Here is a 25,635-nt window from a genome sequence, read left to right on the forward strand (position 1 = left end):
CTAATTTGCTTTTAAGGTAATCATTTTTTAAGAAAATAGTTTAGTTTCAATCGGTTGTCCGTAATTTAACTTGTACTGAGGAAAACCTAATGTCCAAAATCGTTAAAGTGCTTGGCCGTGAAATCATCGACTCCCGTGGTAACCCAACGGTAGAAGCAGAAGTACACCTGGAAGGCGGCTTTGTTGGTCTGGCTGCTGCGCCATCAGGTGCATCAACCGGTTCTCGCGAAGCGCTGGAACTGCGTGATGGCGATAAGTCTCGTTTCATGGGTAAAGGTGTACTGAAAGCTGTTTCTGCGGTTAACGGCCCAATTGCACAGGCTCTGGTTGGTCAGGATGCGAAAGATCAGACTAACATCGACAAGATCATGATCGAGCTGGATGGTACTGAAAACAAATCTAACTTCGGTGCTAACGCGATTTTGGCTGTTTCTCTCGCGAACGCCAAAGCAGCCGCTGCAGCGAAAGGTATGCCTCTATACGAGCACATCGCTGAGTTGAACGGTACTCCGGGCAAATTCTCCATGCCTCTGCCAATGATGAACATCATCAACGGTGGTGAACATGCAGATAACAACGTAGATATTCAAGAATTCATGATCCAGCCAGTTGGCGCAAGCACACTGAAAGAAGCTGTACGCATGGGTTCCGAAGTATTCCACAATCTGGCGAAAGTGCTGAAAGCCAAAGGTATGAACACTGCGGTGGGTGATGAAGGTGGCTATGCACCAAACCTGGAATCTAACGCAGCAGCGCTGGCAGCAATCAAAGAAGCAGTTGAGAAAGCGGGTTACGTACTGGGTAAAGACATTACTCTGGCGATGGACTGTGCAGCTTCTGAATTCTATAACGAAGAAACTGGCAACTATGAACTGAAAGGCGAAGGCAAGACTTTCACCTCTCAGGAATTCACCCACTACCTGGAAGGATTGACCAAAGAGTACCCAATTGTTTCTATTGAAGATGGCCTGAACGAATCTGATTGGGACGGTTTTGCTTACCAGACTAAAGTGCTGGGTGACAAAATTCAGTTGGTTGGTGACGATCTGTTTGTAACTAACACCAAGATCCTGAAAGAAGGTATCGAAAAAGGTATCGCAAACTCCATCCTGATCAAGTTCAACCAGATCGGTTCTTTGACTGAAACGCTGGCTGCAATCAAGATGGCAAAAGATGCAGGTTACACCGCGGTCATCTCTCATCGTTCTGGTGAAACTGAAGATGCAACTATTGCTGATCTGGCTGTTGGTACTGCTGCGGGTCAAATCAAAACGGGTTCTATGAGCCGTTCTGACCGTGTTGCTAAATACAACCAGTTGATCCGTATTGAAGAAGCACTGGGTAATCGTGCTCCTTTCAACGGCCTGAAAGAAGTGAAAGGCCAGGCATAATTGCCGGTTTTTTCTGCTGAAAAGTAAATATTTTTTATGTTTTGGCGAAGGAGAGTATCCTCTTTCGCCTTTTTATTGAAAGAAAATTTTATTTTTCATACCGGTTACTTATCTTATTGCAGGATGGAAGTGTGATATGACAACAGAAATTCAGTTCTTTTTTTGAACAATAATTCAGTAGCCAGACAAATCCCGCGTAGCAGATCCCAAAATTATACAACTCGTATTTTATTCCTTGTTAATACTCCTTATTATTTCACATGTAATGTAATTCTTTAACATTTGTGGCAATGATTCATCAATTATTCTTTTTACATTACAGAGTTATGTTTCATTGTTTTATGGAGTCTTCATGGACGCTTCTGAATCTTTAACCCCAGCGATTGGGCCTGCACCCTCAAATAAAAGAGGCTTAATTATTCTCGCGCTGGACATCATTTTGTTTGTGACATTGCTTAAGTTTTTACCTTACGGGGAAAAAGCAAATGCAGGCTTGGCATTAATGGTATTTGTTGGCGTGTTATGGTTAACAGAAGCCATTCATGTCACCATTACTGCACTGTGTATTCCTATTCTGGCGGTCGGCATGGGATTGATGAATACCGGTGATGCACTGAAATCTTTTGCAAACCCCATAATCTTTTTGTTCTTCGGTGGCTTTGCACTGGCAACGGCGCTACATATCCAAGGCTTGGACAGATTGATAGCTAACCGTTTGCTGATGATTGCCCGTGGACGTTTATCTGTAGCGGTATTGCTGATATTTGGTATTACTGCCTTGCTTTCTATGTGGATAAGTAACACGGCAACTGCTGCCATGATGTTACCACTAGTCCTTGGAATTCTGGCTAATCTGGATGTACGTACTGAGCGTAATACCTTTATTTTTGTGCTGCTTGGTGTTGCATATAGCGCTAGTATTGGTGGCCTGGGAACGTTGGTCGGTAGTCCACCCAATGCCATCGCTGCTGCACAATTGGGTATGGATTTCTTTACATGGATGAAATACGGCGTGCCAATGGTCATTATTCTTATGCCAGTCATGGTGGGACTGATGTACCTCATGCTGCGTCCAAATCTGAATCATAAATTTGATCTGGAATTGGAGTACCTGGAGTGGAATGGTAAACGTGTTATTGCCATGGGCATCTTCCTGTTAACCGTAGTGTGCTGGATTTTCAGTTCATTTATTAGTGATGCACTGGGTGGTGTCAAAGATCTGGATACGATTATTGCAGTGAGCGCAGCCATCCTGATTGGTATCACTGGCGTATCAACATGGTCACAGATTCAAAATAACACCGAATGGGGCGTATTGATGCTGTTCGGTGGTGGCCTGACATTGAGTGCCGTCTTAAAAGATTCCGGTGCCAGTGAAGTTATGGCAAATGGCATGGCAGCGACTTTCGGTACCAGCTCTTGGTTTGTGATCATCGTTGCGATTGCTACGTTTATTATTTTCCTGACAGAATTTACAAGTAATACTGCGAGCGCAGCGCTTCTTGTACCTATTTTTGCTACGGTTGCAGAAGCGCTGGGAATGCCGGTTGTGGTTTTGACTCTGATAATCGGTATAGGGGCATCCTGTGCATTTATGCTACCTGTAGCAACGCCACCTAACGCGATTGTTTATGGCACTGGTTATATCAAACAAATTGAAATGGTCAGGGTAGGCATAGTGCTGAATTTGGCATGTATTGCCATTATTTCTGTGATTGCCTGGTTCTTCTGGCTGTAATTCCTTCTGGCTTTTAATGCTTGAATAAGCCATGCTCAAAATCGCCACCCTTGCAGGTGGCGATTGTGTTAGTCTTCTTTAGTACTGATATAGATGTTTTTCACCTCAGTATAAGCATCCAACATCATCTTGTGGGTTTCACGTCCAAGTCCCGATTTCTTATAGCCACCGAAAGGAGCATGAGCCGGCAATTCGTGATAGGTATTAATCCATATACGGCCTGTTTTTATTGCCTTAGCGATGCGCAGGGCACGGTTAATATCCTGTGTCCATACGGCACCTGCCAGGCCATATTCGGAATCATTGGCCATTTCGACGACTTCTTCTTCGTTGCTGAATGGAATAACGCATAGTACAGGCCCGAAAATTTCTTCCTGTGCCACCCGCATCTTGTTGGTGACATTGGTAAGAATTGTCGGCTGGATAAAGAATCCATCATCATATTCTGTTCCGGTTATGCGTTTTCCGCCAGTCAAGATGGTTGCACCTTCCTGTTTTGCCAGGTTGATATAACCTAATATAGTGTTCATCTGTTCTTCACTGACTTGGCAGCCCATTTCTGTTTCTGCCAGCATAGGGTCGCCGACTTTAATGGATTCAAACACGGTTTTCAGTGATTTCAGGAATTCATCATGAATATCTTTATGCAGGAACAGGCGGGCACCGGATTCACAGGCTTGCCCTTGGTTCAGCAAAATTGCATTGGCTGCATATGTGATCGCCTTTTTCATATTGGCATCAGGGAAAACGATGTTAGCCGATTTACCACCTAATTCCAACGTTGCCGGAATGAGCCTTTTTGCTGCCGCTGCGGCAACGTTGTAACCGACTTCTGTTGAGCCGGTAAAGGCGACCTTGTCAATGCCGTCATGGTCGAGGATGGCTTGGCCTACAACTGAGCCACGCCCTGTAACAATATTGACAACGCCCGCTGGCAGAACTTGATTCATGATGTGCCCCAGCTCAAGCAGAGTGATTGGGGTCAGACTTGCAGGATTGATAACAATAGTATTACCGGCAGCAAGGGCGGGAGCGAGTTTCCAGGCAGCCATCAATAGCGGGAAATTCCACGGAATAATCTGTCCGACTACACCAATTGGTTCTCTGATGACTAAGCTCAGTGTGTGACTATCAATGACATCAGTAGTATCAGAATGAGCGCGGATAACACCGGCAAAGTAGCGGAAATGATCAACAGAAAAAGGAATATCGAAATGACGACATAGAGCCTGAGTTTTACCACCATCCAATGTTTCAAGGGCAATAAAGCGTTCAGCTTCGGCTTCCAGTAAGTCGGCAATTTTCAGTAATAAAGATTGCCTTTCAGCTGCGGATGTTTTGCTCCATGCAGGCAGGGCTTTTTGGGCAGCCTTGACGGCAAGTTCAACATCTTCGGCATTTCCTGCTGCATATTCTGTCAATAATTCACCTGTTGCAGGGTTGTAGCTTTGTATCGTATTTTTTGAAACGCTATCAACCCACTCACCATTAATCAGCATCTTGTAAGATTCACAAGGCAACAATTCTTTTTCGATATCATGTAGTTTTTTCATTATATTCTCCGGGTACTTTGGTTTTTTGGTATGTTAGGACATATATTCCTAAGTTATTATTAGACTAATTCTTAATTTTTATCAAAATTGAATTTAACTATAAGAGATCTCTATCAATTAATATAAAATATTAATAGTTAGGATAATGATGTGGGAAATTGCTTTTTTTATATGGTTTCTTTTTCTAGTGGGATATCTGTCCTGAAATCAATAACGATGTGTTATATATTTTTATGAGAAATTTTTCTATTATTTTTTATTTTAGTGGAATATTTATTGTGGGTTGTTTTTTATTTATTGCGTTTTTGAAGGGATATATCCCCCATTTATAGCAGGGGGATGTGAGTTTTATTATTTACCGCAGGTAATATACCTTATTTATTTGGTGTTTTTTCTACTGAATTTTGCATGTTACCATTTAATATTTGATGCATCTTTTCTTTATCTAAAGCATTTTCCCAGCGAGCTACAACAATGCTGGCACAAGCATTGCCAACTAAATTTGTCAATGCGCGGCACTCAGACATAAATCTGTCAATGCCCAAAATAAGAGCCATGCCAGCTACGGGCACGCTGGGTACAACAGATAAGGTCGCAGCTAGTGTAATAAAACCGGCTCCTGTTACACCTGCTGCACCTTTTGAACTGATCATAGCAACTAATAATAAAGAAATTTGCTCATATAGACTTAATTCAATGTTGGTTGCCTGAGCAATAAATAATGCAGCCATCGTCATATAAATATTAGTACCATCAAGGTTGAATGAATAACCTGTTGGAATAACTAAACCAACAACCGATTTCTCACAACCCAGATTTTCCATTTTCTTCATTAGGCCGGGTAACGCAGCCTCTGAGGATGAGGTTCCTAAAACTAACAATAGCTCATCTTTAATATATTTTATTAATTGAATGATAGAGAACCCGTTATATTTAGCAACCGCTCCCAATATAATAAGAACAAAAAGCAATGATGTAATGTAAAAAGTCACAATTAACATCATCAAATTCCCAATTGATGCAATACCATATTTACCTATGGTAAAGGCCATTGCTCCAAATGCACCAATTGGTGCTAATTTCATTAAAATTCCTGCCATTTTAAAGATAGGTTCTGAGAGGTGTTGTAAAAACTCTAAAACAGGTTCCCCTTTTTTCCCTATAGCGGCTAAAGCGATACCAAAAATAACTGAAATAAACAGAACCTGGAGAATATTGCCATTCACAAGTGGGCTGACAACAGTGTCAGGTATGATATTCATGAGAAAGTCAACAATGGATGATTCATGGGCTTTCTCCACATAACCAATAACCTTGCTGTTGTCTAACGAATCAGGAGAGATATTTAAGCCATCGCCGGGGCGGACAATATTGGCGATAATTAATCCAATAACTAATGCGAGCGTTGAAAATGTTAAAAAATATAACATTGATTTTGCTGCAACATTCCCAACCTTTTTTATATTATTCATTCCTGCTATCCCTGTGACTACTGTCAAAAAGATAACAGGTGCAATGATCATTTTCACAATTTTAATGAATGCATCACCTAATGGTTTTAACGATGTTCCAATATCAGGATAAAAATGACCAAGGGTGATACCCAGTAAAATGGCAAATATGACTTGAACATAGAGTATCTGGTATAAAGGTTTCTTCTTTAGAATTGTAGACATAGGATTCCTGTTTTTATCCATAGTGTTAATATTGATATTGGCGATTTATTTTTTTATTAATTAATTTAATGTTTCTCTTTGATTGGAAAGTCGTAATGTCTTCCATAATAATGAGAATTCATCTCATTATTATGGAAGGTATTATTGGGACAATAAGACTGATGTTAAAATTACTCTGAATTTTTGTTGTGAACAAGTATCAAGATCGTAAAACCAAGAATTGTTTATTAAATAAATAAAAAAGCATTATATAAGAAATAAGTATAAAACTGTATTTTTTTATAAACTTATAATAGTAAGAAGTTCCCACTCGAAGACGAGTGGGTTTGATTCAGAAGAGGTGTTATTTTGCGGTTATCCAGAAAAGACCGCTGCCATCTAATGCTGTAAGGGTTTGGTGAACATAAATATTGTCTGCGTGGGGATCAAGATCTTTGAAAAGATCGGGATGTAACCATTTTGCAATGGCTTCTACAGCAATAATATTGAATGGAGTATCATAGTATTGATGATAAATCGCCATAACACGTTTTTCACGATACGATTCTAAAATCTTTAGCTTGGGACGAGAGAGCAATTTTTGAAAACGTTTCTCCGATGCTGCCAACTCTCCGGTATAACCTAATGGGACAGATTGGCTGTTTGAATGAACAGTGTCCCAATTTGCTACGGTCATCAGATAATAATCAGGATTGGTAGCCAATAGTTGTTCTTCATTAATTTTGCCTCCCATACCAGAAAACCATTTACTCCCCATATTATTGCCACCCGCGGCAGTAACAAACTCTCCGAAGCTATTAGTGGCAAAGGTATTGCAACAATCTTCAGTACCTAACATACCTGCATGACGCTCAATAAAGACGTCAGGAATTTGCTTAGGAGATAATGGCATAATACGTTTATTAATTATGGACAGGCGATTTTCATAAAATTGAATGAATTTATTGGCATTTTCTTCCTGTTTAAAAACCTTCCCTAATAATCTCATGCTGGGAACCGTATTGGATAGAGGATGTTGGCGAAAGTCGATGAAAATGACAGGAACACCTATTTTTTCCAATAAGTTAATCGTATTACTGCTATCCAGTTTGGATTTTAACCCAATATCGAAAATAACCAGATCGGGTTTATACATCATGGCCTTTTCAACATTGAAATCACTGGTATAGGGATTGGGGAAGACTGGAATTTTCCTTAGCTGAGAGAATTTCTTTTCATAGGCTGTCGCAAGATCAGGCGCTTTTTTCTCCAATGCATTATCCCACGCGGCAATGCCTTTCAATGGTTCAGAGGGATGCAGAATATTTAGGGCAATAACCATTCGGCTATCTGCCAGCATGGCGCGTTTAACAGGGGCGTTGACTGTTACTTCACGTCCCATAATATCTTTGACGGTAATTTTTTCTGCTTGAGCATATATGGGGAGTAATATGAATAACGCGGACAGAAAACTTTTTATGGGGTAATGAATGTTAAACATTGTTTCTCCTTTTATTGGAAATTATATAAGGAATATCAATATATAGGTGTGGTTAAGTTACTTATCATCAATTCCTGTTCTCTTATGTTTTTTAAATCTTATGTGTTTCAAATATACTTCTTCCCAACGTGGGAACGTTGATGTTTCTGTCATTATTTCAGTTCAAAACAGATGATAATGGTTATTATTCAAATCAATCAACAGTTTTTACACTTTTACTGACATGAAAACATTTAATTGTGAATTTTTACTTTAATAACAAATCATTATAACAAAACTATCTTTTGACAATATGGGAGAAATGCATTTAAAAATGACAAAGAAGAATGAATAATAGCCTTATTGAAGTATTTCAGTAACGCAGAAAATGAATTCGATAATACGTTGATTATTAGAAACCACACCCATTAATAGCCTGGAGTAAACAATAATCAAGTTATAAATATCCCTAATTTCATAATAAAATTTTCTTTAAACCGATTTATATGTTCTCATTCTTGCTATTATTACTTTATCGGTAATAAGCGGGGCTGATCATGAAAAAATTGTTAACTATTTGTTTGTTGGGATTTGCATTGACTGGATGTGATAATCAACTCAAAATTGATGGAACAAATGAAATCGCTGTAAAAACATCCATTGAGAAAATCAGAGATACTTTACCAGAAGATAAAAGATTACAATTTGATGATTCATTAAATGTTGTCATGAGCAATAGTATCGACTTTGATGATCTGTTTAAGGATAACAAGAATGGAAATATCAAACATGCAGATATACAAAAGTTGGAACAGAAATTTTTTCAATCCCTTCATGGAAAAACAGCTAATCAAGTTATTGAAGAAGCAGAGAAAATTAAAGCGGCCAGCATGAACAAAAAATGAGTATATATCTTATTAAGTTGACTCCAACAGAGTTAGTTTTTCGCCACATTGGCGGCAAACATAGCAATTTTTTCCTCTGAGGACTTTATTGTGTTGCCTTATCGTTAGTTCATGTTGCTGACAACGACAATAATAAGTGAATGTCTTACTGCGTACAGAATGTACGGGGAACGGATGCGTCCGGTTGGCAGGTACTGCAAATATCGTTTCCATGATAAAGCGCCATTCTTTTCCGTGTGGGTCAACTTGCCCAAATTGATGATAAACCAACAGATGAGCCAGTTCATGCGGGATAACTTCATCTATGAATACCTGCTGATTTTCGATTAACAAAACAGGATTCAGGCGGATTTCCCAATCTTGCAGTCTGGCACTGCCTGCAATTGTTCCCCGTTGCTGATAGGTTATGTGGGGTTCGGGAAACCTTTGCTGTAGAAAATGACTCGCATGAGTTAATTTCTGTCGCAGGGTACGCATAACCGCTTGTTGTAGGAAAAGGGGAACTCTAACGGATTTCATTACGGCTTAATATTGTACTTATATTGTACTTTTGATCATAAAAAAACCCGCAGTATTTGCGGGCTTCATAGGCTAGCAAAGAATTTATTTCAATCCTGCCGCAGAGCGCAGAATTTCAGCTTTATCTGTTGCTTCCCACGGGAATTGCTCACGACCGAAATGACCGTAAGCCGCAGTATCGCGATAAATGGGTTGTAACAGATTCAGCATCTTAATCAGGCCGTAAGGACGCAGATCAAAAAATTCACGGACTAGTTGAATCAGTGTGGAAGTTGGGACTTTCTCTGTACCGAACGTTTCCACCATGATAGAGGTTGGCTCTGCAACACCGATGGCATAAGAAACCTGGATTTCACAGCGATCAGCCAGGCCTGCCGCAACGATGTTTTTGGCAACGTAACGCGCTGCATAGGCTGCCGAACGGTCAACTTTGGAGGGATCTTTACCTGAAAATGCGCCACCACCGTGACGAGCCATACCACCATAGGTATCAACAATGATCTTACGGCCAGTCAGACCACAGTCACCCATTGGCCCACCGATCACAAAGCGACCTGTTGGGTTGATGAAATATTTGGTCATCGGAGTAAGCCATTCGGTAGGCAATACCGGTTTGATGATCTCATCCATCACGGCTTCATGCAGTGCTTTTTGATCGATATCTTCGCTGTGCTGGGTTGAAAGGACAACGGCATCAATACCAACAATCTTACCGTTCTCATACTGGAAAGTGACCTGACTTTTTGCATCAGGGCGCAACCACGGCAGGGTGCCGTTTTTACGAACTTCGGCCTGACGCTCAACCAAACGGTGTGCATAAGTGATTGGGGCTGGCATGAGAACATCAGTTTCGTTGGTCGCATAACCAAACATCAGGCCCTGATCTCCTGCACCTTGCTCCAGAGGATCTGTACGATCAACACCTTGGTTGATATCAGGGGATTGTTTACCAATGGCACTGATAACTGCACATGAGTTGGCATCAAACCCCATATCTGAGCTGGTATAGCCGATTTCACGTACTGTACTGCGAGTAATTTCTTCTATATCAACCCAAGCGCTGGTAGTGATTTCACCACCAACCATGACCATGCCTGTTTTAACATAAGTTTCGCAGGCTACGCGAGCTTTAGGATCCTGTTTTAAAATTGCATCAAGGACGGCATCGGAAATCTGATCGGCAATTTTGTCTGGATGTCCTTCTGAAACAGATTCAGAAGTAAAAAGATGTGTAGTCATTATATTTTATTACCTTAAATATAATATTGGTTTAAAGGCGGATGGGATGTATTACCGTCTAGACGGCTATTCTAAGTTACTCTTGCTAAGGTTACCAGTTTTTTTTAATTTTAATTACCTTTCAGTGTGTGACATTTTAGTTTCCATATCTAAAAAGTATGAGGGTTGTTCAGCCCCTGTTAGATAAATTTCGTTTTGCAATTTTGCTGGATTACAGGTATAAACTTGCGCGCGTAACACAAGTCATTTTTTGCACTTGGAGTTACAGGTGTTTGCAGGAGATGTATGCGTATCCTGCTTCTCAATTGAGAAATGGCTTGCGGTAGGTAAGCCACGTGGGGGTGAATGGGGTTATGAACCATTATCTGCTGAGTGTTAACGGCCAACAGCCACATTATGCCATTGATGTATCCATATCTTGTTCCTTCCTTTTAAATATGCAGTCATTTCGATGTTACCCGCAGCTAAGCCACAGATAAATTGGGTTGACATCATTATATAGTCACGCAGTAACTAGTTGTTTAGTACTCTCTAAACGTCCCTATAATCTAAGAGCATGCTGTTCCCTGACATTTTTTAATGCGCAAGATACGCACGATAAAATAGTGTCTTGGGTTATTGACTTTACAGGTGAAGGCAAACCTCGACTCCATGAAGGAGACTGCCATGAATGATAATATCGCTCGCAAAATGCGACAGACCTATAACATCGCATACTGGGGCGGCGGCTATTACTATGTCAATGATCTGGGTAATGTCAGTGTTTGCCCAAACCCTGACTTACCGGGAGCTCAAATTGAACTCGCCGCTCTGGTGAAGAAAGTTCAGGAAGAAAAAGAACAATTGCGTTTGCCGGCATTGTTTTGTTTTCCCCAGATTTTGCAACATCGCTTGCGCTCGATAAATGCAGCGTTTAAACGTGCACGTGAATCTTATGGGTATAAAGGAGATTACTTCCTTGTTTATCCAATTAAGGTCAATCAGCATCGCCGCGTCATTGAGACATTAGCAAATGCTGATGAACCGATTGGATTGGAGGCAGGTTCCAAAGCGGAATTAATGGCAGTGTTGGCTCATGCGGGCATGACAGGTACTGTGATTGTTTGTAATGGTTATAAGGATCGCGAATACGTTCGTCTGGCATTGATCGGTGAAAAGCTGGGACACAAGGTGTATCTGGTTATCGAGAAGATGTCTGAAATTGAGATGGTACTGGAAGAAGCTAAGCGCCTGAATGTTATCCCACGTTTGGGGGTTCGGGCCCGTTTGGCATCCCAGGGTTCTGGTAAATGGCAGGCCAGTGGCGGTGAAAAATCTAAGTTTGGATTGGCTGCCGCGCAGGTATTGCAATTGGTTGAAAGGTTGCGTTCAGCAGGGCGTTTGGATAGCTTGCAATTGCTGCATTTCCACTTGGGTTCCCAATTGGCGAATATCCGTGATGTGGCGACGGGGGTGCGTGAATCTGCCCGTTTTTATGTCGAGTTGTCCAAACTAGGTGTCAAGATCCAGTGCTTTGATGTTGGTGGGGGTTTAGGTGTCGATTATGAAGGGACACGTTCTCAGTCAGAATGCTCGGTTAACTACGGTTTAAATGAATACGCGAATAACGTTATTTGGGGGATTGGTGATGCGTGTGAAGAACATGGATTGCCTCACCCAACAGTGATCACGGAATCTGGCCGTGCATTGACCGCCCATCATACCGTTTTGGTTTCCAATGTGATTGGCGTAGAGCGCAATGAATTTACTCAAACAACGCCACCAACAGAAGGTGCAACGCGTCCTCTGACTAGTTTGTGGGAAACCTGGCAGGAGATGCAATCTGACAGTAGCCGCCGTTCCCTGCGTGAATGGTTGCATGACAGCCAGTTTGATCTGCACGATGTCCATACCCAGTATGCTCACGGCATGTTGGATCTGTCAGAACGTGCATGGGCGGAAGAATTGTATTTAAATATCTGTCGCCACATTCAGCAAGATCTTGACCCAAGTAACCGTGCCCATCGTCCGATTATTGATGAATTACAGGAACGCATGGCGGATAAATTCTACGTGAATTTCTCGCTGTTCCAGTCAATGCCAGATGCGTGGGGGATTGATCAACTTTTCCCTGTTTTGCCGATTGAAGGTCTGGATAAGCCGCTGGATCGTCGTGCCGTTTTGTTGGATATCACCTGCGATTCTGACGGTACGATTGATCATTATATTGATGGTGATGGTGTGGCAACAACGATGCCAATGCCAGCGTATGATCCAGAAACTCCGCCATTGATTGGTTTCTTTATGGTCGGAGCCTATCAGGAAATTTTGGGTAACATGCATAACTTATTTGGTGATACGGCTGCCATTGATGTTTATGTTTCAGAAAATGGGGCAGTGACTTATAAGCAAAGCGAGGAAGGTGATTCGGTCGCTAATATGCTTCAATATGTCAAACTGGAACCGCAGGTATTATTGACTCGTTTCCGTGATCAAGTGAAATCGACTGATCTGGATAGCAATTTGCAGGAACAATTCTTGCAAGAGTTTGAAAGTGGCCTGTATGGCTACACCTATTTGGAAGATGAGTAATCCTGATTAGCCATTGATCTGCATTAATAGTCATTCTTGGTCATGTGTTTTATATAATAACTTGATTTTGGATGACTATTTTTTATGTCGTTTATAGAGAGGGAAGGTAAAATGACGCAATCTTTATTAATTTACATATTGGCTATCAAATTATTACCTTCGTCGGTTAAGATCATAGCAAAAAGTGAAAAAGTTAATTTTTTGCCGGATAAAGATTCTCTCATTGAGGAGAAAGAGATTATTTACACGTTTGATAACGGAGTAAGTGTTCTTTATCTGGAAGAGTCCGAAAAATTGGAAAATGAATATGCTGGACAATTATGCCAAGAGAAATGGATAGGCTATAATGTATTAGATAATAACAGATTTACCATCACTCCCCGCGAAAAAAATTTTTATAATATATGCCAAGAAAAATATTGGGTTAAGAATCAGAACCCCCAAAATGTGATGTTATAAATTGGCATAAAAATAATTTATTTTGCCGTAATGTCAGATACCTTATCAGAAAACAGGGTGATTTTATTTCAGAGCATTTACCAAGTTCAATAAAAATAATTAATGATTTTGGATGAAAGCAGAGCATTAACAATATGTTTTATTTTCTGCATAGTGCAGATTTGGACATGTTATTTTACATATTGTAAGACGTATTTTTGCCCTTATAGAGACAGTATTTTGATATTTTGTGGTATGAACTTCTCAAAGTTGTGGTAAGCAGAAAACATGTCTAATACTATATACTCATTATGCTTATTCTATGATTGGTCGTTAGGTGCTTTTCTTGTTTGTATACGAGTGTGTACGCATTCGTTTCGATAGTGTATTTGGAAGATTAATCTTCTAGTGTAAATAAGCCTCTGTGTTACTTGTTACTGCCAATTATTAGCTATTGCCAATATTGGAAACGGGTAATAAGCCAGCATGGGACTTTTGAGGATATATCATGAGTATTAGCTCCTTAGGAAACCAGATTGATAACTCTTTGGTTTCAAATGCTTTCGGCTTCCTGCGTTTTCCATTGAATTTTCAACCCTACTCCAGTGATGCGGAATGGGTAATTACCGGTGTTCCTTTTGATATGGCTACATCGGGACGTGCGGGCAGTCGCCACGGGCCAGCCGCTATTCGTCAGGTATCGACTAATCTGGCGTGGGAAAGCTGCCGTTGGCCGTGGAACTTTAGCTTACGCAAGCACCTGAATGTGGTGGATTGTGGGGATCTGGTATTTAATTTCGGTGATGCCCAGGATATGAGTGATAAGTTGCAGGCACATGCCGAAAAGGTGCTGGCATCGGGTAAGCGTATGCTGTCTTTTGGTGGTGATCACTTTGTTACTTTGCCACTGCTACGTGCCCATGCAAAACACTTTGGCAAAATGGCGCTGATCCATTTTGATGCCCACACAGATACTTATGCAAATGGCAGTCAATTTGATCATGGTACGATGTTTTACCATGCGCCAAATGAAGGGCTGATAGATCCTCATCATTCAGTACAAATAGGTATTCGCACTGAACACGATACAAATAATGGTTTTACTGTATTAGATGCTGGTCAGGTTAATGATCGCGGTGTTGATGATATTGTTGAGCAGATTAAAACTGTGGTTGGTGACTTGCCGATTTATCTGACGTTCGATATTGATTGTCTTGATCCGGCATTTGCACCAGGTACAGGAACGCCAGTGATTGGTGGATTGACGTCAGATCGCGCCTTGAAAATAGTGCGCGCCTTACAACCATTGAATATCGTTGGAATGGATGTGGTGGAAGTGGCGCCGGCTTATGACCAATCTGAAATTACGGCATTGGCTGCTGCAACAATTGGACTGGAGTTGTTGTATTTGCAGGCATCGAAGAAAGATCTTTAATACATTAATCTTGTCAGTTGTTTTTAAAGGCTCATCAAGGTGAGCCTTGACTCTTAAAGTTAATTTGAGTGTGTCTATAGAAAAACCACCGCTTTATTCACGATGGTTTCAGTGTGGTTTTTTATTAGTCTGAACCCATAAAGGTTTCAAGGAACGTTAAAGAATTTGGTAAAGCCTTTTACTTGCCCAATGCTCATAGAACGTTTTCCATGCAGTATTTCTGATATAACACTTTGGTTTGCAATGCCACGCAGATCAAGCTGCTTTATCAAAAACATTTAACCAGAGTTTTAGGCCAACCTTCCATTGAGCATGTTTTTGCATTGTTTCGATGATGACTTTTGCTGTGATAACTCGCATATCACTGCACAATATACGTCAATACTTGCTGCTGCGGCATTAAGGCAAAATTTCCGTGGAATTGCGAACCAGCTCGATACTCATCAGATAATGTTTGCAGTAGTTTTATGCTTATAGCATGCTCTCTACAATCAATTAACGTAATTTCAGCTGCATGGAAATCAAAGAAGCGTTTTACGTGGGGATAAAGTGCCTTAAACAAACTCTCCTTGATGGAAAACGCAAGAGTGAACACCTGTGCAAAAGGTAATGGACATTCTGTCAGTAATTTCACTTCATTGTCATTGATAATGCTAGATGAAACACTTTTGATGGTATCTGGTTTAATCTCTTGCTCGATATCTACGCCTATCATTCGGTAGTTATTGCCAGAAGCCGCAAAGGCAATGGCACAGTTGGCTGAATGAGAAATCGAGCCACAAATATTGTCAGGCCAGATTGGAGAGCGATCTTGCGCATTGGTTACCTGAAAATCAGGGTAACCCAAACGATTTAAAACTTGTTGAGTGCAATAACGGGCAGCCAGATATTCCGCACGTCGTTTATTAACTGCATTTTTTAATTGGTTTGGGTAGGTAATGCCACATTCGTCAAATAGTGCATTCCGATAGCAAGACTGATCAAAATAAATTTTTATGACATGAAGATCGGGATGTTCTGACAGCGCACCTGCTTGTATTTCTGTAAAAAAAGGATCATTTATGGCAGTTGCTTGAGCAGAGGTAAGGATAGAAGTAAAAGTCATTTTTTTCATCATGGTTTTTTATTATCAGCTGCGATTATTAGATAACGGATCAATTAAAAATGTTTATGGCCTGATTTTGCCATATCCTAATTTTAGTTCACTAACGTACTAACTCTTTTTATACTCCTCGTTGTTACCATTTTTGAAAAGAGGTTGTTGTGGAAATATTAGTAACAGGCGGGATGGGGTATATCGGTAGCCATACTTGTGTTCAAATGATTGAAGCTGGAATGGTGCCGATCATCATCGATAACCTGTGCAATGCCAATCGTGAAGTTCTGGCTCGCATTGAGGCATTGACTGGCGTACAGCCACTGTTTTATGAAGGGGATATTCGTGATGCATCATTCCTTGATGCTATTTTTTCCCGTCATCAAATTCAGGCAGTTATTCATTTTGCAGGTTTGAAAGCGGTTGGGGAGTCAGTCGCCAAACCTATTGAATATTATGACAATAATGTCAATGGAACGCTGGTGCTGGTGCGTAGCATGCGTAAAGCGGGGGTAAAAAGCATTATCTTTAGCTCATCTGCGACGGTATATGGTGATCCGGATGTTGTGCCTATTACTGAGCAGTCTGCGGTGGGTAATACAACTAACCCTTATGGCACCAGTAAGTATATGGTTGAACGCTGCCTGTCTGATTTCCATCATGCGGAAAATGATTGGTCTGTGGTGTTATTACGCTACTTCAATCCAGTTGGTGCTCATCCTTCGGGCACGATGGGGGAAGATCCTCAGGGAATACCCAACAATTTGATGCCTTATATTGCCCAGGTTGCAGTAGGCCGTCGGGAAAAACTGTCTGTGTATGGTAATGATTATCCAACAGCCGACGGTACTGGAGTGCGCGATTATATCCATGTTATGGATTTGGCTGACGGGCATATTGCCGCCCTAAGTGCCGTTGGCAAGAAAGCAGGACTGCATATTTACAATTTGGGTACTGGAAAAGGCACCAGCGTACTGGAAATGGTAGAAGCTTTCAGTCATGCTTGCGGCAAACCAGTGCCTTATGAAATTTGTCCACGTCGTCCGGGAGATATTGCAGAATGTTGGTCAAGCCCGGAGAAAGCTGAGCGAGAGCTGGGCTGGAAAGCAAATCGAACTATCGTGGAAATGACCGCGGATGCCTGGCGTTGGCAGTCTCAAAATCCCAATGGCTATAAAGCGAAGTAAGAAACAGCAAAAAAAGTTTAGTTTTCTGTAAGGTTTGTGTGGTGAAAGCAAGAGGGTATCTAATATGTCAAAGATGCGATTCAATCCTGTTGATTGTCCACATAGGCGATACAATCCTTTGACGGGAAAATGGATTATTGTTTCACCACACCGAACAGAACGACCGTGGAGCGGAATTGATGAAAAACCACTCCACGTTGCCTTGCCAAGTTACGATGAACACTGTTTTTTATGCCCGAACAATACCCGCGCTTCAGGTAATATCAATCCAGATTATCAGGACGTTTATATATTCCAGAATGATTATTCTGCCTTGCTACCGGAACGCTTTGATATTCATCCTACCGATAACCCATTATTTAAAATTGAGCCGGTGAGTGGCGTTTGTCGAGTACTCTGTTTTTCTCCTGATCACAGTAAAACATTGCCGGAACTGTCGTTGAGTCAAATCCGTCGTGTCATTGATACATGGAATGCGCAGATTGAGGAGTTGAGCCAACGTTATATTTGGATTCAGGTTTTTGAGAATAAAGGAGAAATGATGGGGTGTTCTCAGCCCCATCCTCATGGGCAGATTTGGGCCAGTGATTTCCTGCCTGATGAGCTCGCACGTAAAGATGAACAGTTGCGGCAATATTATTGCCAGCAAGGAACTAACTTATTGATGGATTATCTTGATGCTGAATGCAAAGATGGCGCACGTACGGTAGTGGAAACCGAATATTGGCTTGCGGTTGTACCTTATTGGGCGGTATGGCCGTTTGAAACGATGCTATTGCCGAAAAATCATATCCGTCGCATGAATGAACTGACGGAAGCACAACGTGATGATCTGGCGGTGGCGATTAAAAAATTGACCAGTCGTTATGATAATCTGTTTCAATGTGCTTTTCCCTATTCAATGGGCTGGCATTTTGCTCCTTTCTTCGAGCATCAATGCGATGCCAGCCCCACATCACACAAACACAATATTGATCACTGGCAATTACATGCACTGTTTTACCCGCCGTTATTACGGTCATCCAGTGTCCGTAAGTTTATGGTGGGTTATGAAATGTTGACGGAAGCTCAGCGTGATTTGACGCCAGAACAGGCCGCCCAGCGGTTACGGGATGTCAGCGACATTCATTTTAAGGTACGCTGATTTCCGCTAAGAAACGTTTATGGGGGAAAAGAGATGAAAACTTTAATCCAAAACGTCACTGAATCTTTTAATGCGTGCTTTAATTATTCTCCAACGCACTTTTTTCAGGCTCCGGGACGGGTGAATCTTATCGGTGAGCATACGGATTACAACGGTGGTTTTGTCTTGCCTTGCGCAATTAATTTCCAGACAGTAGTTGCCGCCGCTAAGCGTGGGGATATGCGTGTCAGGGTGATAGCGGTTGATTATCATAATCAGTGTGATGAATTTGATCTCTGCCAACCAATTCTCTTTCAGCCAGAAAAAATGTGGGCGAATTACATCCGTGGTGTGATGAGTGCTCTGGTGGCGAGTGGTTATGCATTTGGTGGTATGGATCTTGCTATTAGTGGCAATATTCCACAAGGTGCAGGTTTAAGTTCATCTGCATCGTTGGAAGTCGTGGTTGGGCAAGCCATTAAGTCGCTTTATCAGCTTGATATTAGTCCCAAAATGATTGCATTGAGTGGGCAACAGTCAGAAAACCAATTTGTTGGTTGCAATTCTGGCATCATGGATCAGTTAATCTCTGCTTGTGGGGAAGAAAGTCACGCCTTGTTGATCGACTGCCTCACGTTGGCTACGCAATCTGTCCGTATACCTGATAAAGTGGTTGTGATGATCATCAATTCCAATAAACCGCGTGGCTTGGTGGATAGCGAATACAATATGCGCAGGCAGCAATGTGAAGAAGCTGCCCGTTTGTTGGGAGTGAAAACATTGCGTGATATCACTCTTGAGGATTTCAATGCTAAACAAGCGTTGCTCGATACATTGCTTGTCAAACGGGTTCGCCATGTGATCAGTGAAAATTTGCGGACTAAATTGGCGGCTGATGCGTTAAATGCTGGTGATTTGTTTCGCCTTGGTCAGCTTATGGCTGCATCGTATATTTCCATGCGTGATGATTTTGAAATTACTGTCCGTGAAATAGATGTACTGGTGGAAATAGTCAAAGACGTGATTGGCGATCACGGCGGTGTCCGTATGACGGGAGGCGGTTTTGGCGGTTGTGTGGTGGCGTTGGTTCCCCCTGATTTGGTGAAAAGTGTGGAAAAGGCGATTGAGCAACAATACAAGACTAAAACAGGTTTAACAGCGGATATCTATCTTTGTCAGGCCACAAAAGGCGCTAGCCAATTGAAATAAGCAAAAGATGGTGCGTCGAAAACATTTTTTCTAAATGATATGCTCTCTCAATATCTAACCTTCACAATGAAAGGAGTATGATCATGAGTTCCAATGCACAGCTAGCAGCACTCCAGCAACAATGGACAGAAGTTGACGACTACCTTAAACAAGCCCTATTGCCTAAATCCCCACACCTTGAAAAAACACTTGAATATATGGCTGCTCAAGGCTTACCAGCCATTAATGTTTCTGCGCTGCAAGGGCAGTTTTTGATGATGATGGTACAAATTAGTGGCGCAAGACGTATTCTCGAAATTGGTACATTGGGAGGATATAGCGCCCAATATATGGCAAAAGGATTGCCTGATGATGGGATCCTGTTCACATTGGAAAAAGATCCCCGTGTAGCCGAAGTGGCTCAGCACAATATCGAAAGAGCGCAGCTTGCCCACAAAATCAAAATTATTGTGGGAGAAGCCAGCGAAACCTTGCAGACGCTAAGTCCTGAAGCTCCCTTTGATTTGATTTTTATTGATGCCGATAAACAAAATAGTCCGTTGTATCTGGATTGGGCTGTCAAGTTGGGGCGTCCGGGAAGCATTATCATCATGGACAATGTGATCCGCGAAGGCGAAATTGTACATGAGCAGCGGAGTGAACTTGTCGAAGGGGTGCGTCAGGCACTGGATAAAATGTCCAACTACCCTGAACTGACTGTAACGGCTTTACAGACTGTAGGGGAAAAAGGTTGGGATGGGTTTGCATTATTACGGATCAATACAGATAGAAAAATTACATAATAAATTTTTATGATAAGAAATAATGGGTTATAAAAGGATGGTTTATTTTTGATAAACCATCCTCATATTACAACCTTTGGGTTGCAGGCTGATTGGCAGATATTGGTGTTCGGGCTAATTGACAGGTTTTACGCTCATTGGGTTCGCGTTCTTGAATGATTTTTGCTGTTTCATCTATGGTGGGAAGAGGAAATCCCATATCGTCATAGGCACCAAAACCAATTAAACGATAACTGCTTAGCGGGGCATTTATTGGGATGCGAAATTCTTTCTTTTCCCCCGATGCCAATGCTTCAAATGAGTATACTGTCAGTGTACCTGGCTCACATTGAGCGTTAAGGGATAAAACAGCCAGATAGCCCCCCGCCACAGGTTGGTCGCCTTTATTTTGCAGTGTACCGCCTACAAAGAATTTACCATTGGCTCCCAACCCCATGTGGAATAACAAGTGTGCTTCCCCTTTTGCCCATAATGCAGAAGTAAACAGGCTGCTTGCTATTAATATTGCGCTGTATGTGTAACCACGCCACTTCATCTTTATGCTCCTGTTTGTTGATTATGGGCTCCTAACATGAAATAGGTATTACAGGGAGTAGGGGGGAAAATCAAGTTACCTTACTTAACTTGAGAAATGGCTGTAAATTGAACAATTACTATAGGTTGATACAAGAATCGATATCACCGTATTTTGTGACTCTTTTGAACACATCTAAATCTAATCTGGCAATGTAGTCGATTAAATAGTGGCTACATAACGGCCCATCTGAAATATCTAAATGGGTTTGAGGCTTAAATTCGTTGATATAGTCCAATGAGGCATATCCCAGAATTTTAGGTGGCAAATGAGGTATGACATCATCGATATAGTTGAACACCGCAAAATTGATAAAGTTTTGGGTAACGTGTTTGGAGAATTCTTTGTTTCCTGGTCTTGGGCAGGCAAATAAACAGGCTGAGTGATTGGGAGCTATAGGGCCAATTTCATACATCAGATAGGATGCAATTGCTGCTCCAAGGCTGTGACCGACTATAGTGAATTGACTATTTACCCCTATAAATTGGGCAATCGCTTCAATTAATTTGAGATTACTGTAATCACGGTGAGATTCAGGCTCAATGGTAGTGAGCTTCATTGAGTCATAGATACTAAAAAACCCCTGGCTGACTTCTATCTTGGGGAAACGGGTCCACGGTGATGTAAAATTAATTAGTCCATCATGAGCATCTTCTAGCAAAATTGTAGGATCGGTTCCACGTATAGCAATAATATGTTCCCTTGGAGAATGGTTTTTTTCTGTCACTTTTTCTGCCACATAGCCATAACAGACATGATCGGGCAATTCGCTTTTTCGGGGCGTTACTGAGAAAGACAGATCATTTGCTGAGATATACGCTATAACTTTCCAGCCGTCTTCTTCAATGCGCGGATCGGCTGGGGGAGTTGGATTATTGTAGTACTGTTTATTCATTTTCTCTGCGTATAACACGAATGCCGCAAAATTGGCGGCCTCTTTGTATGTATACATAGGTGCCTCTTTTGTTTGTTTTTTTGTTGAGGAAACAGGTTATTGAATATTTATTTTTATGTCATTTAATTGTATATCATTTTGCCAGATTTTCTGGATTAAGAAACATATAAGTTGAGTGATGTTCTGTTTAGGTTGCAATGAAATTATTATTGTGAGGGGATTGTTTTTATAAAGTCCCTGTTATGAGGATTTATTTATTATTAAATGATAAAAAATAATGATTTGTAGACATGTTTTAATTTATCAATATCGAATTAACTAATTCCCTTTTGTTATATGTAGTTTTCATTTGTTCTTTCAAATTGATTACCATGCAGCGTTATTCTTTCCCAATCTGAAAGTTTTGTTTGCAAATTTTACCGATTATCAAGAGGCAAATATGGCAGCACCACGTTCGGTTCTTGAACTTATAGGGAATACACCGCTATTGGAATTGACTCATCTGGATACAGGACCATGCCAGCTATTCATTAAGTTAGAGAATCAGAATCCTGGCGGTTCGATTAAAGATCGTGTTGCACTTTCAATGATTGAGCAGGCGGAAAAACAGGGGTTGTTGAAGCCAGGGGGCACCATCATTGAAGCCACGGCAGGTAATACGGGTATTGGGTTGGCGTTGGTTGCCGCTATGAAGGGCTATAAACTGATTTTAGTTGTACCTGATAAGATGAGCCGCGAAAAAATTTATCACCTACGGGCGCTGGGAACCGATGTTCGCCTGACACGCTCTGATGTCGGAAAAGGGCATCCAGAATATTATCAGGACTATGCTCTGCGCCTGTCGAAAGAAATCAGCGGAGCTTATTATATTGATCAATTCAATAATCCTGCGAACTCAGCCGCACATCTTGCTACCACGGGACCGGAGATTTGGCAGCAGATGGAGCAGAATGTCGATGCTGTGGTGGTGGGGGTCGGTTCTGGTGGGACTCTGGGGGGCTTGAGCCAGTATTTTAAGGAAGTTTCCCCTCATACGGAATTTATCCTCGCAGATCCTAAGGGTTCTATTCTTGCCGATTATGTTGAGCATGGTCACTATGACGAAGCTGGCAGCTGGTTTGTGGAAGGTATCGGAGAAGATTTTGTCCCGCCTCTTGGGGATTTTTCTCAGGTTCATCATGCTTATCGCATTACTGACGCAGAAGCGTTTGCCTGTGCCCGCGATTTACTACTGACAGAAGGGCTCCTGGCTGGCTCTTCTTCAGGAACATTGTTAGCGGCGGCGCTACGTTATTGTCGTGCCCAGACAACGCCGAAACGCGTAGTGACGTTAGCTTGTGACAGTGGTAACAAATATCTGTCAAAGATGTTTAATGATTACTGGTTATTGGAACAAGGGCTGCGTTCGCAACCACAAGAAAATAATTTGAGCGATTATATTACCTATCGTTATCAGGATGGTGCGACGGTTTCAGTTTCTCCGCAAGATACCTTGCAGATCGCTTATAACCGCATGCGTCTTTATGACATTTCACAGTTACCTGTGATCGAAAACGATCAAATTGTCGGGCTTATTGATGAGTGGGATCTCATGCATGCCATTCAGGCCAATTCACATCATTTCTCGTTGCCTGTTATTGAAGCGATGACCAATCAGGTTCATACGCTCAATAAAAAAGCGTCATTGGCGCAGTTAATTGCTACCTTTGATGCTGGTCATGTGGCCCTGATTGTTGATGATAACAATCATTTTCTGGGTCTTGTTACTCGTACCGATGTACTGAACGCATGGCGTCAACAACTCAATTGATCTCTTTCAGGAATAAATTAATGGCTAAGTTTGATAAGACTAAGTTTAATAGGATTAAATTTGATACACAAAGCGTTCATGCAGGCTATGTACCTGATCACACTGGTGCAGTGATGCCCGCAATTTATGCCACATCAACTTATGCTCAAGTTGCACCTGGCCAGCATACTGGATATGAGTATTCCCGTAGTGGGAATCCGACTCGTGATGCCTTAGAACGTGCGATTGCTGAATTGGAGAATGGGACACGTGGTTATGCTTTTGGCTCTGGTCTGGCAGCCAGTTCCACCATTCTGGAGCTACTTGATAAAGACAGCCACATCATTGCGGTAGACGATCTTTATGGCGGGACTTACCGGTTGCTGGAAAAAGTGCGTCGCCGGACGGCGGGTCTGAGAGTTACTTATATTGAGGCTGGGGATACTGCGGCATTGGAAGCGGCAATTCAGACCGACACTAAAATGATTTGGGTGGAAACTCCGACTAACCCACTATTGAAATTGGCTGATTTAGCGGCGATTGCACAGATTGCCAGGCGGCATAATATTATCAGCGTGGCAGATAACACGTTTGCTTCTCCTTATATTCAGCGTCCGCTTGATTTGGGTTTTGATATTGTTGTGCATTCTGCAACTAAGTACCTGAATGGTCATTCTGATGTCGTCGCTGGCCTTGCGGTGGTGGGAAATAACGCAGAGTTGGCCGAGCAAGTTGCTTTCTTGCAAAATTCTATTGGCGGCATTCTTGATCCGTTCAGTAGTTTCCTTGTCCTGCGTGGTATTCGGACATTGGCATTGCGTATGGAACGCCATATTGACAGCGCAGGGAAGATTGCACATTGGCTTGAACAGCAGCCACAAGTTGAGAAAGTGTATTATCCTGGCCTTGCTTCTCATCCTCAGCACGAATTGGCAAAACGTCAGATGCGAGGTTTTGGTGGCATGATCTCCATCGTACTGAAAGGGGATGAAGATTATGCACGTCGAGTCATTAAAGCGCTGCAACTGTTTACATTGGCGGAAAGTTTAGGTGGTGTGGAGAGCTTGATTGGTCAGCCATTTTCCATGACCCATGCTTCCATTCCGTTGGAGAAGCGTCTGGCTGCCGGAATTACCCCACAATTGATCCGGATTTCTGTCGGTATTGAAAATGCAGATGATTTGATAACGGATTTGTCTCAGGCATTTGAAAATGCGAGTTTGTAACAAGAAAATAAAATAAGAAAGCTAGTTTAATCAAAAAATTAAGATAACCAAAGAATGATGCCAGGCGATATTTTTCGTTTGGCATTTTTATTAAAGTTATTTTTTGGTTTGTTTTATCATTCCACAATGGGAATATACTTAATATATTTCAAGGTGCAGTACAGTTAATAAGGTAGCAATTTGGGAAATAAGAAGGTATATAGTTAAAAATAGCAACAATGGCAAAAGTCACAACAAAGGAAATACGTTATGGCAATTCTAGATATCCTCACAATTCCAGATGAAAGATTGAGACAAAAATGTGTTGATGTCACTGATTTTGATAAAATTCAAACGCTAATTGATGACATGCTGGAGACAATGTACAGCGCAGGCATTGGCTTGGCAGCTGCACAGGTTGGTCGGAGAGAAGCGATTGCGGTCATTGATATTTCTCCAAATCGTGATCAGCCCATGGTTTTGGTTAACCCGAAAATCGTTGAAAAAGAGCGTCGTGTGGTGAATCAAGAGGGCTGCCTGTCGATACCGGGATATTATGCAGATGTTGAACGCTTTGAAAAAGTAAAGGTAGAAGCATTTGATCGGTTTGGTAAGCCGATTACGATAGAAAGCAAAAATTTTCTGTCAATTGTTATGCAGCATGAAATTGACCATTTACATGGCATTGTTTTTATCGATTATCTGTCCCCATTGAAAAGGCAAATGGCACTGAAAAAAGTGAAAAATAATTTAAGAAATAAAGGAGATTAACTGCTGGAGAAATAAAGACACTGTAAATTATTTCTTAATATATTTGGTAATATTGTGGTTTTATATATAGCTATTGTTTT

The 25,635-nt window shown here is 41.5% G+C and carries 21 protein-coding genes; 13 read left to right on the forward strand and 8 right to left on the reverse strand.

What is annotated here, in order from left to right:
* The first annotated feature begins 89 nt into the window (after nt 1-89).
* A complete protein-coding gene (gene eno / locus BDE27_RS15120; protein ID WP_099131571.1) occupies nt 90-1,391 on the forward strand; it encodes a phosphopyruvate hydratase in 1,302 nt (433 codons plus the stop codon).
* A 352-nt stretch (nt 1,392-1,743) separates the two neighbouring features.
* Nucleotides 1,744-3,129, forward strand: a complete 1,386-nt coding sequence (locus BDE27_RS15125; protein WP_099131572.1) for an SLC13 family permease — start codon at nt 1,744-1,746, stop codon at nt 3,127-3,129.
* Nucleotides 3,130-3,197: 68 nt separating this feature from the next.
* On the opposite strand, the gene BDE27_RS15130 is transcribed toward BDE27_RS15125, so the two are convergent.
* The 3 genes from BDE27_RS15130 to BDE27_RS15140 form a co-directional block, all read right to left on the reverse strand.
* A complete protein-coding gene (locus BDE27_RS15130) occupies nt 3,198-4,682 on the reverse strand; it encodes an aldehyde dehydrogenase family protein (protein WP_099131573.1) in 1,485 nt (494 codons plus the stop codon).
* 374 nt (nt 4,683-5,056) lie between these two features.
* On the reverse strand, nt 5,057-6,358 hold the full coding sequence (locus BDE27_RS15135) for a dicarboxylate/amino acid:cation symporter (RefSeq protein WP_099131574.1): 1,302 nt from the start codon (nt 6,356-6,358) through the stop codon (nt 5,057-5,059).
* 343 nt (nt 6,359-6,701) lie between these two features.
* Nucleotides 6,702-7,838 carry an ABC transporter substrate-binding protein gene (locus tag BDE27_RS15140; RefSeq protein WP_099131575.1) on the reverse strand — a complete coding sequence of 379 codons (1,137 nt, stop codon included), beginning with the start codon at nt 7,836-7,838 and terminating at the stop codon, nt 6,702-6,704.
* Between the two features lie 536 nt (nt 7,839-8,374).
* Between BDE27_RS15140 and BDE27_RS15145 the strand changes: the two genes are divergently transcribed.
* Nucleotides 8,375-8,722, forward strand: coding sequence for a DUF6694 family lipoprotein (locus tag BDE27_RS15145; protein ID WP_099131576.1), 348 nt, complete (start codon nt 8,375-8,377; stop codon nt 8,720-8,722).
* A 12-nt stretch (nt 8,723-8,734) separates the two neighbouring features.
* Here BDE27_RS15145 and BDE27_RS15150 read toward each other — a convergent pair whose 3' ends face one another.
* Nucleotides 8,735-9,241 (reverse strand): SprT family zinc-dependent metalloprotease, encoded by a 507-nt coding sequence (locus tag BDE27_RS15150; protein WP_099131577.1) that lies wholly within the window; start codon nt 9,239-9,241, stop codon nt 8,735-8,737.
* An 84-nt stretch (nt 9,242-9,325) separates the two neighbouring features.
* A complete protein-coding gene (metK, locus tag BDE27_RS15155) occupies nt 9,326-10,480 on the reverse strand; it encodes a methionine adenosyltransferase (protein ID WP_099131578.1) in 1,155 nt (384 codons plus the stop codon).
* A 666-nt stretch (nt 10,481-11,146) separates the two neighbouring features.
* Between metK and speA the strand changes: the two genes are divergently transcribed.
* From speA to speB, 3 genes are all read left to right on the forward strand, one after another.
* Complete coding sequence (speA, locus tag BDE27_RS15160) at nt 11,147-13,051, forward strand: biosynthetic arginine decarboxylase (protein WP_099131579.1); 1,905 nt, start codon at nt 11,147-11,149, stop codon at nt 13,049-13,051.
* 111 nt (nt 13,052-13,162) lie between these two features.
* Nucleotides 13,163-13,510 carry a hypothetical protein gene (locus BDE27_RS15165; RefSeq protein WP_099131580.1) on the forward strand — a complete coding sequence of 116 codons (348 nt, stop codon included), beginning with the start codon at nt 13,163-13,165 and terminating at the stop codon, nt 13,508-13,510.
* 487 nt (nt 13,511-13,997) lie between these two features.
* A complete protein-coding gene (speB, locus tag BDE27_RS15170) occupies nt 13,998-14,924 on the forward strand; it encodes an agmatinase (protein ID WP_099131581.1) in 927 nt (308 codons plus the stop codon).
* A 361-nt stretch (nt 14,925-15,285) separates the two neighbouring features.
* Here the strand turns inward: speB and BDE27_RS15175 are convergent, their stop codons facing one another.
* Nucleotides 15,286-16,029, reverse strand: coding sequence for a 4'-phosphopantetheinyl transferase family protein (locus BDE27_RS15175; RefSeq protein ID WP_244208805.1), 744 nt, complete (start codon nt 16,027-16,029; stop codon nt 15,286-15,288).
* A 158-nt stretch (nt 16,030-16,187) separates the two neighbouring features.
* Here BDE27_RS15175 and galE point away from each other — a divergent pair, with 158 nt between their 5' ends.
* From galE to BDE27_RS15195, 4 genes are all read left to right on the forward strand, one after another.
* The gene (gene galE / locus BDE27_RS15180) at nt 16,188-17,207 is read left to right on the forward strand and encodes a UDP-glucose 4-epimerase GalE (RefSeq protein WP_099131582.1); all 1,020 of its coding nucleotides are present in this window, start codon (nt 16,188-16,190) and stop codon (nt 17,205-17,207) included.
* A 64-nt stretch (nt 17,208-17,271) separates the two neighbouring features.
* The gene (locus tag BDE27_RS15185) at nt 17,272-18,351 is read left to right on the forward strand and encodes a UDP-glucose--hexose-1-phosphate uridylyltransferase (RefSeq protein WP_099131583.1); all 1,080 of its coding nucleotides are present in this window, start codon (nt 17,272-17,274) and stop codon (nt 18,349-18,351) included.
* Nucleotides 18,352-18,384: 33 nt separating this feature from the next.
* Entirely contained in the window at nt 18,385-19,539 is a 1,155-nt protein-coding gene (galK, locus tag BDE27_RS15190; protein WP_099131584.1) for a galactokinase, read from the forward strand.
* 83 nt (nt 19,540-19,622) lie between these two features.
* Nucleotides 19,623-20,321, forward strand: a complete 699-nt coding sequence (locus BDE27_RS15195) for an O-methyltransferase (protein ID WP_099131585.1) — start codon at nt 19,623-19,625, stop codon at nt 20,319-20,321.
* Nucleotides 20,322-20,388: 67 nt separating this feature from the next.
* Here BDE27_RS15195 and BDE27_RS15200 read toward each other — a convergent pair whose 3' ends face one another.
* Both BDE27_RS15200 and BDE27_RS15205 read right to left on the reverse strand, forming a co-directional pair.
* Complete coding sequence (locus BDE27_RS15200) at nt 20,389-20,856, reverse strand: membrane-associated Zn-dependent protease 1 (RefSeq protein ID WP_099131586.1); 468 nt, start codon at nt 20,854-20,856, stop codon at nt 20,389-20,391.
* Nucleotides 20,857-20,974: 118 nt separating this feature from the next.
* A complete protein-coding gene (locus BDE27_RS15205; RefSeq protein WP_099131587.1) occupies nt 20,975-21,847 on the reverse strand; it encodes a lipase family protein in 873 nt (290 codons plus the stop codon).
* A gap of 382 nt (nt 21,848-22,229) precedes the next feature.
* Between BDE27_RS15205 and BDE27_RS15210 the strand changes: the two genes are divergently transcribed.
* The 3 genes from BDE27_RS15210 (at nt 22,230) to def (ending at nt 25,555) form a co-directional block, all read left to right on the forward strand.
* A complete protein-coding gene (locus tag BDE27_RS15210; RefSeq protein ID WP_099131711.1) occupies nt 22,230-23,600 on the forward strand; it encodes a pyridoxal-phosphate dependent enzyme in 1,371 nt (456 codons plus the stop codon).
* A gap of 20 nt (nt 23,601-23,620) precedes the next feature.
* On the forward strand, nt 23,621-24,805 hold the full coding sequence (locus BDE27_RS15215) for a trans-sulfuration enzyme family protein (RefSeq protein WP_099131588.1): 1,185 nt from the start codon (nt 23,621-23,623) through the stop codon (nt 24,803-24,805).
* A gap of 249 nt (nt 24,806-25,054) precedes the next feature.
* Nucleotides 25,055-25,555: a peptide deformylase gene (gene def / locus BDE27_RS15220; RefSeq protein WP_099131589.1), complete on the forward strand. Its 501-nt coding sequence runs from the start codon at nt 25,055-25,057 to the stop codon at nt 25,553-25,555.
* Nucleotides 25,556-25,635: the final 80 nt, after the last annotated feature.

Origin of the sequence: Xenorhabdus ehlersii, from assembly GCF_003610465.1 — a bacterium.
Taxonomy (GTDB): Bacteria; Pseudomonadota; Gammaproteobacteria; order Enterobacterales; family Enterobacteriaceae; genus Xenorhabdus; species Xenorhabdus ehlersii.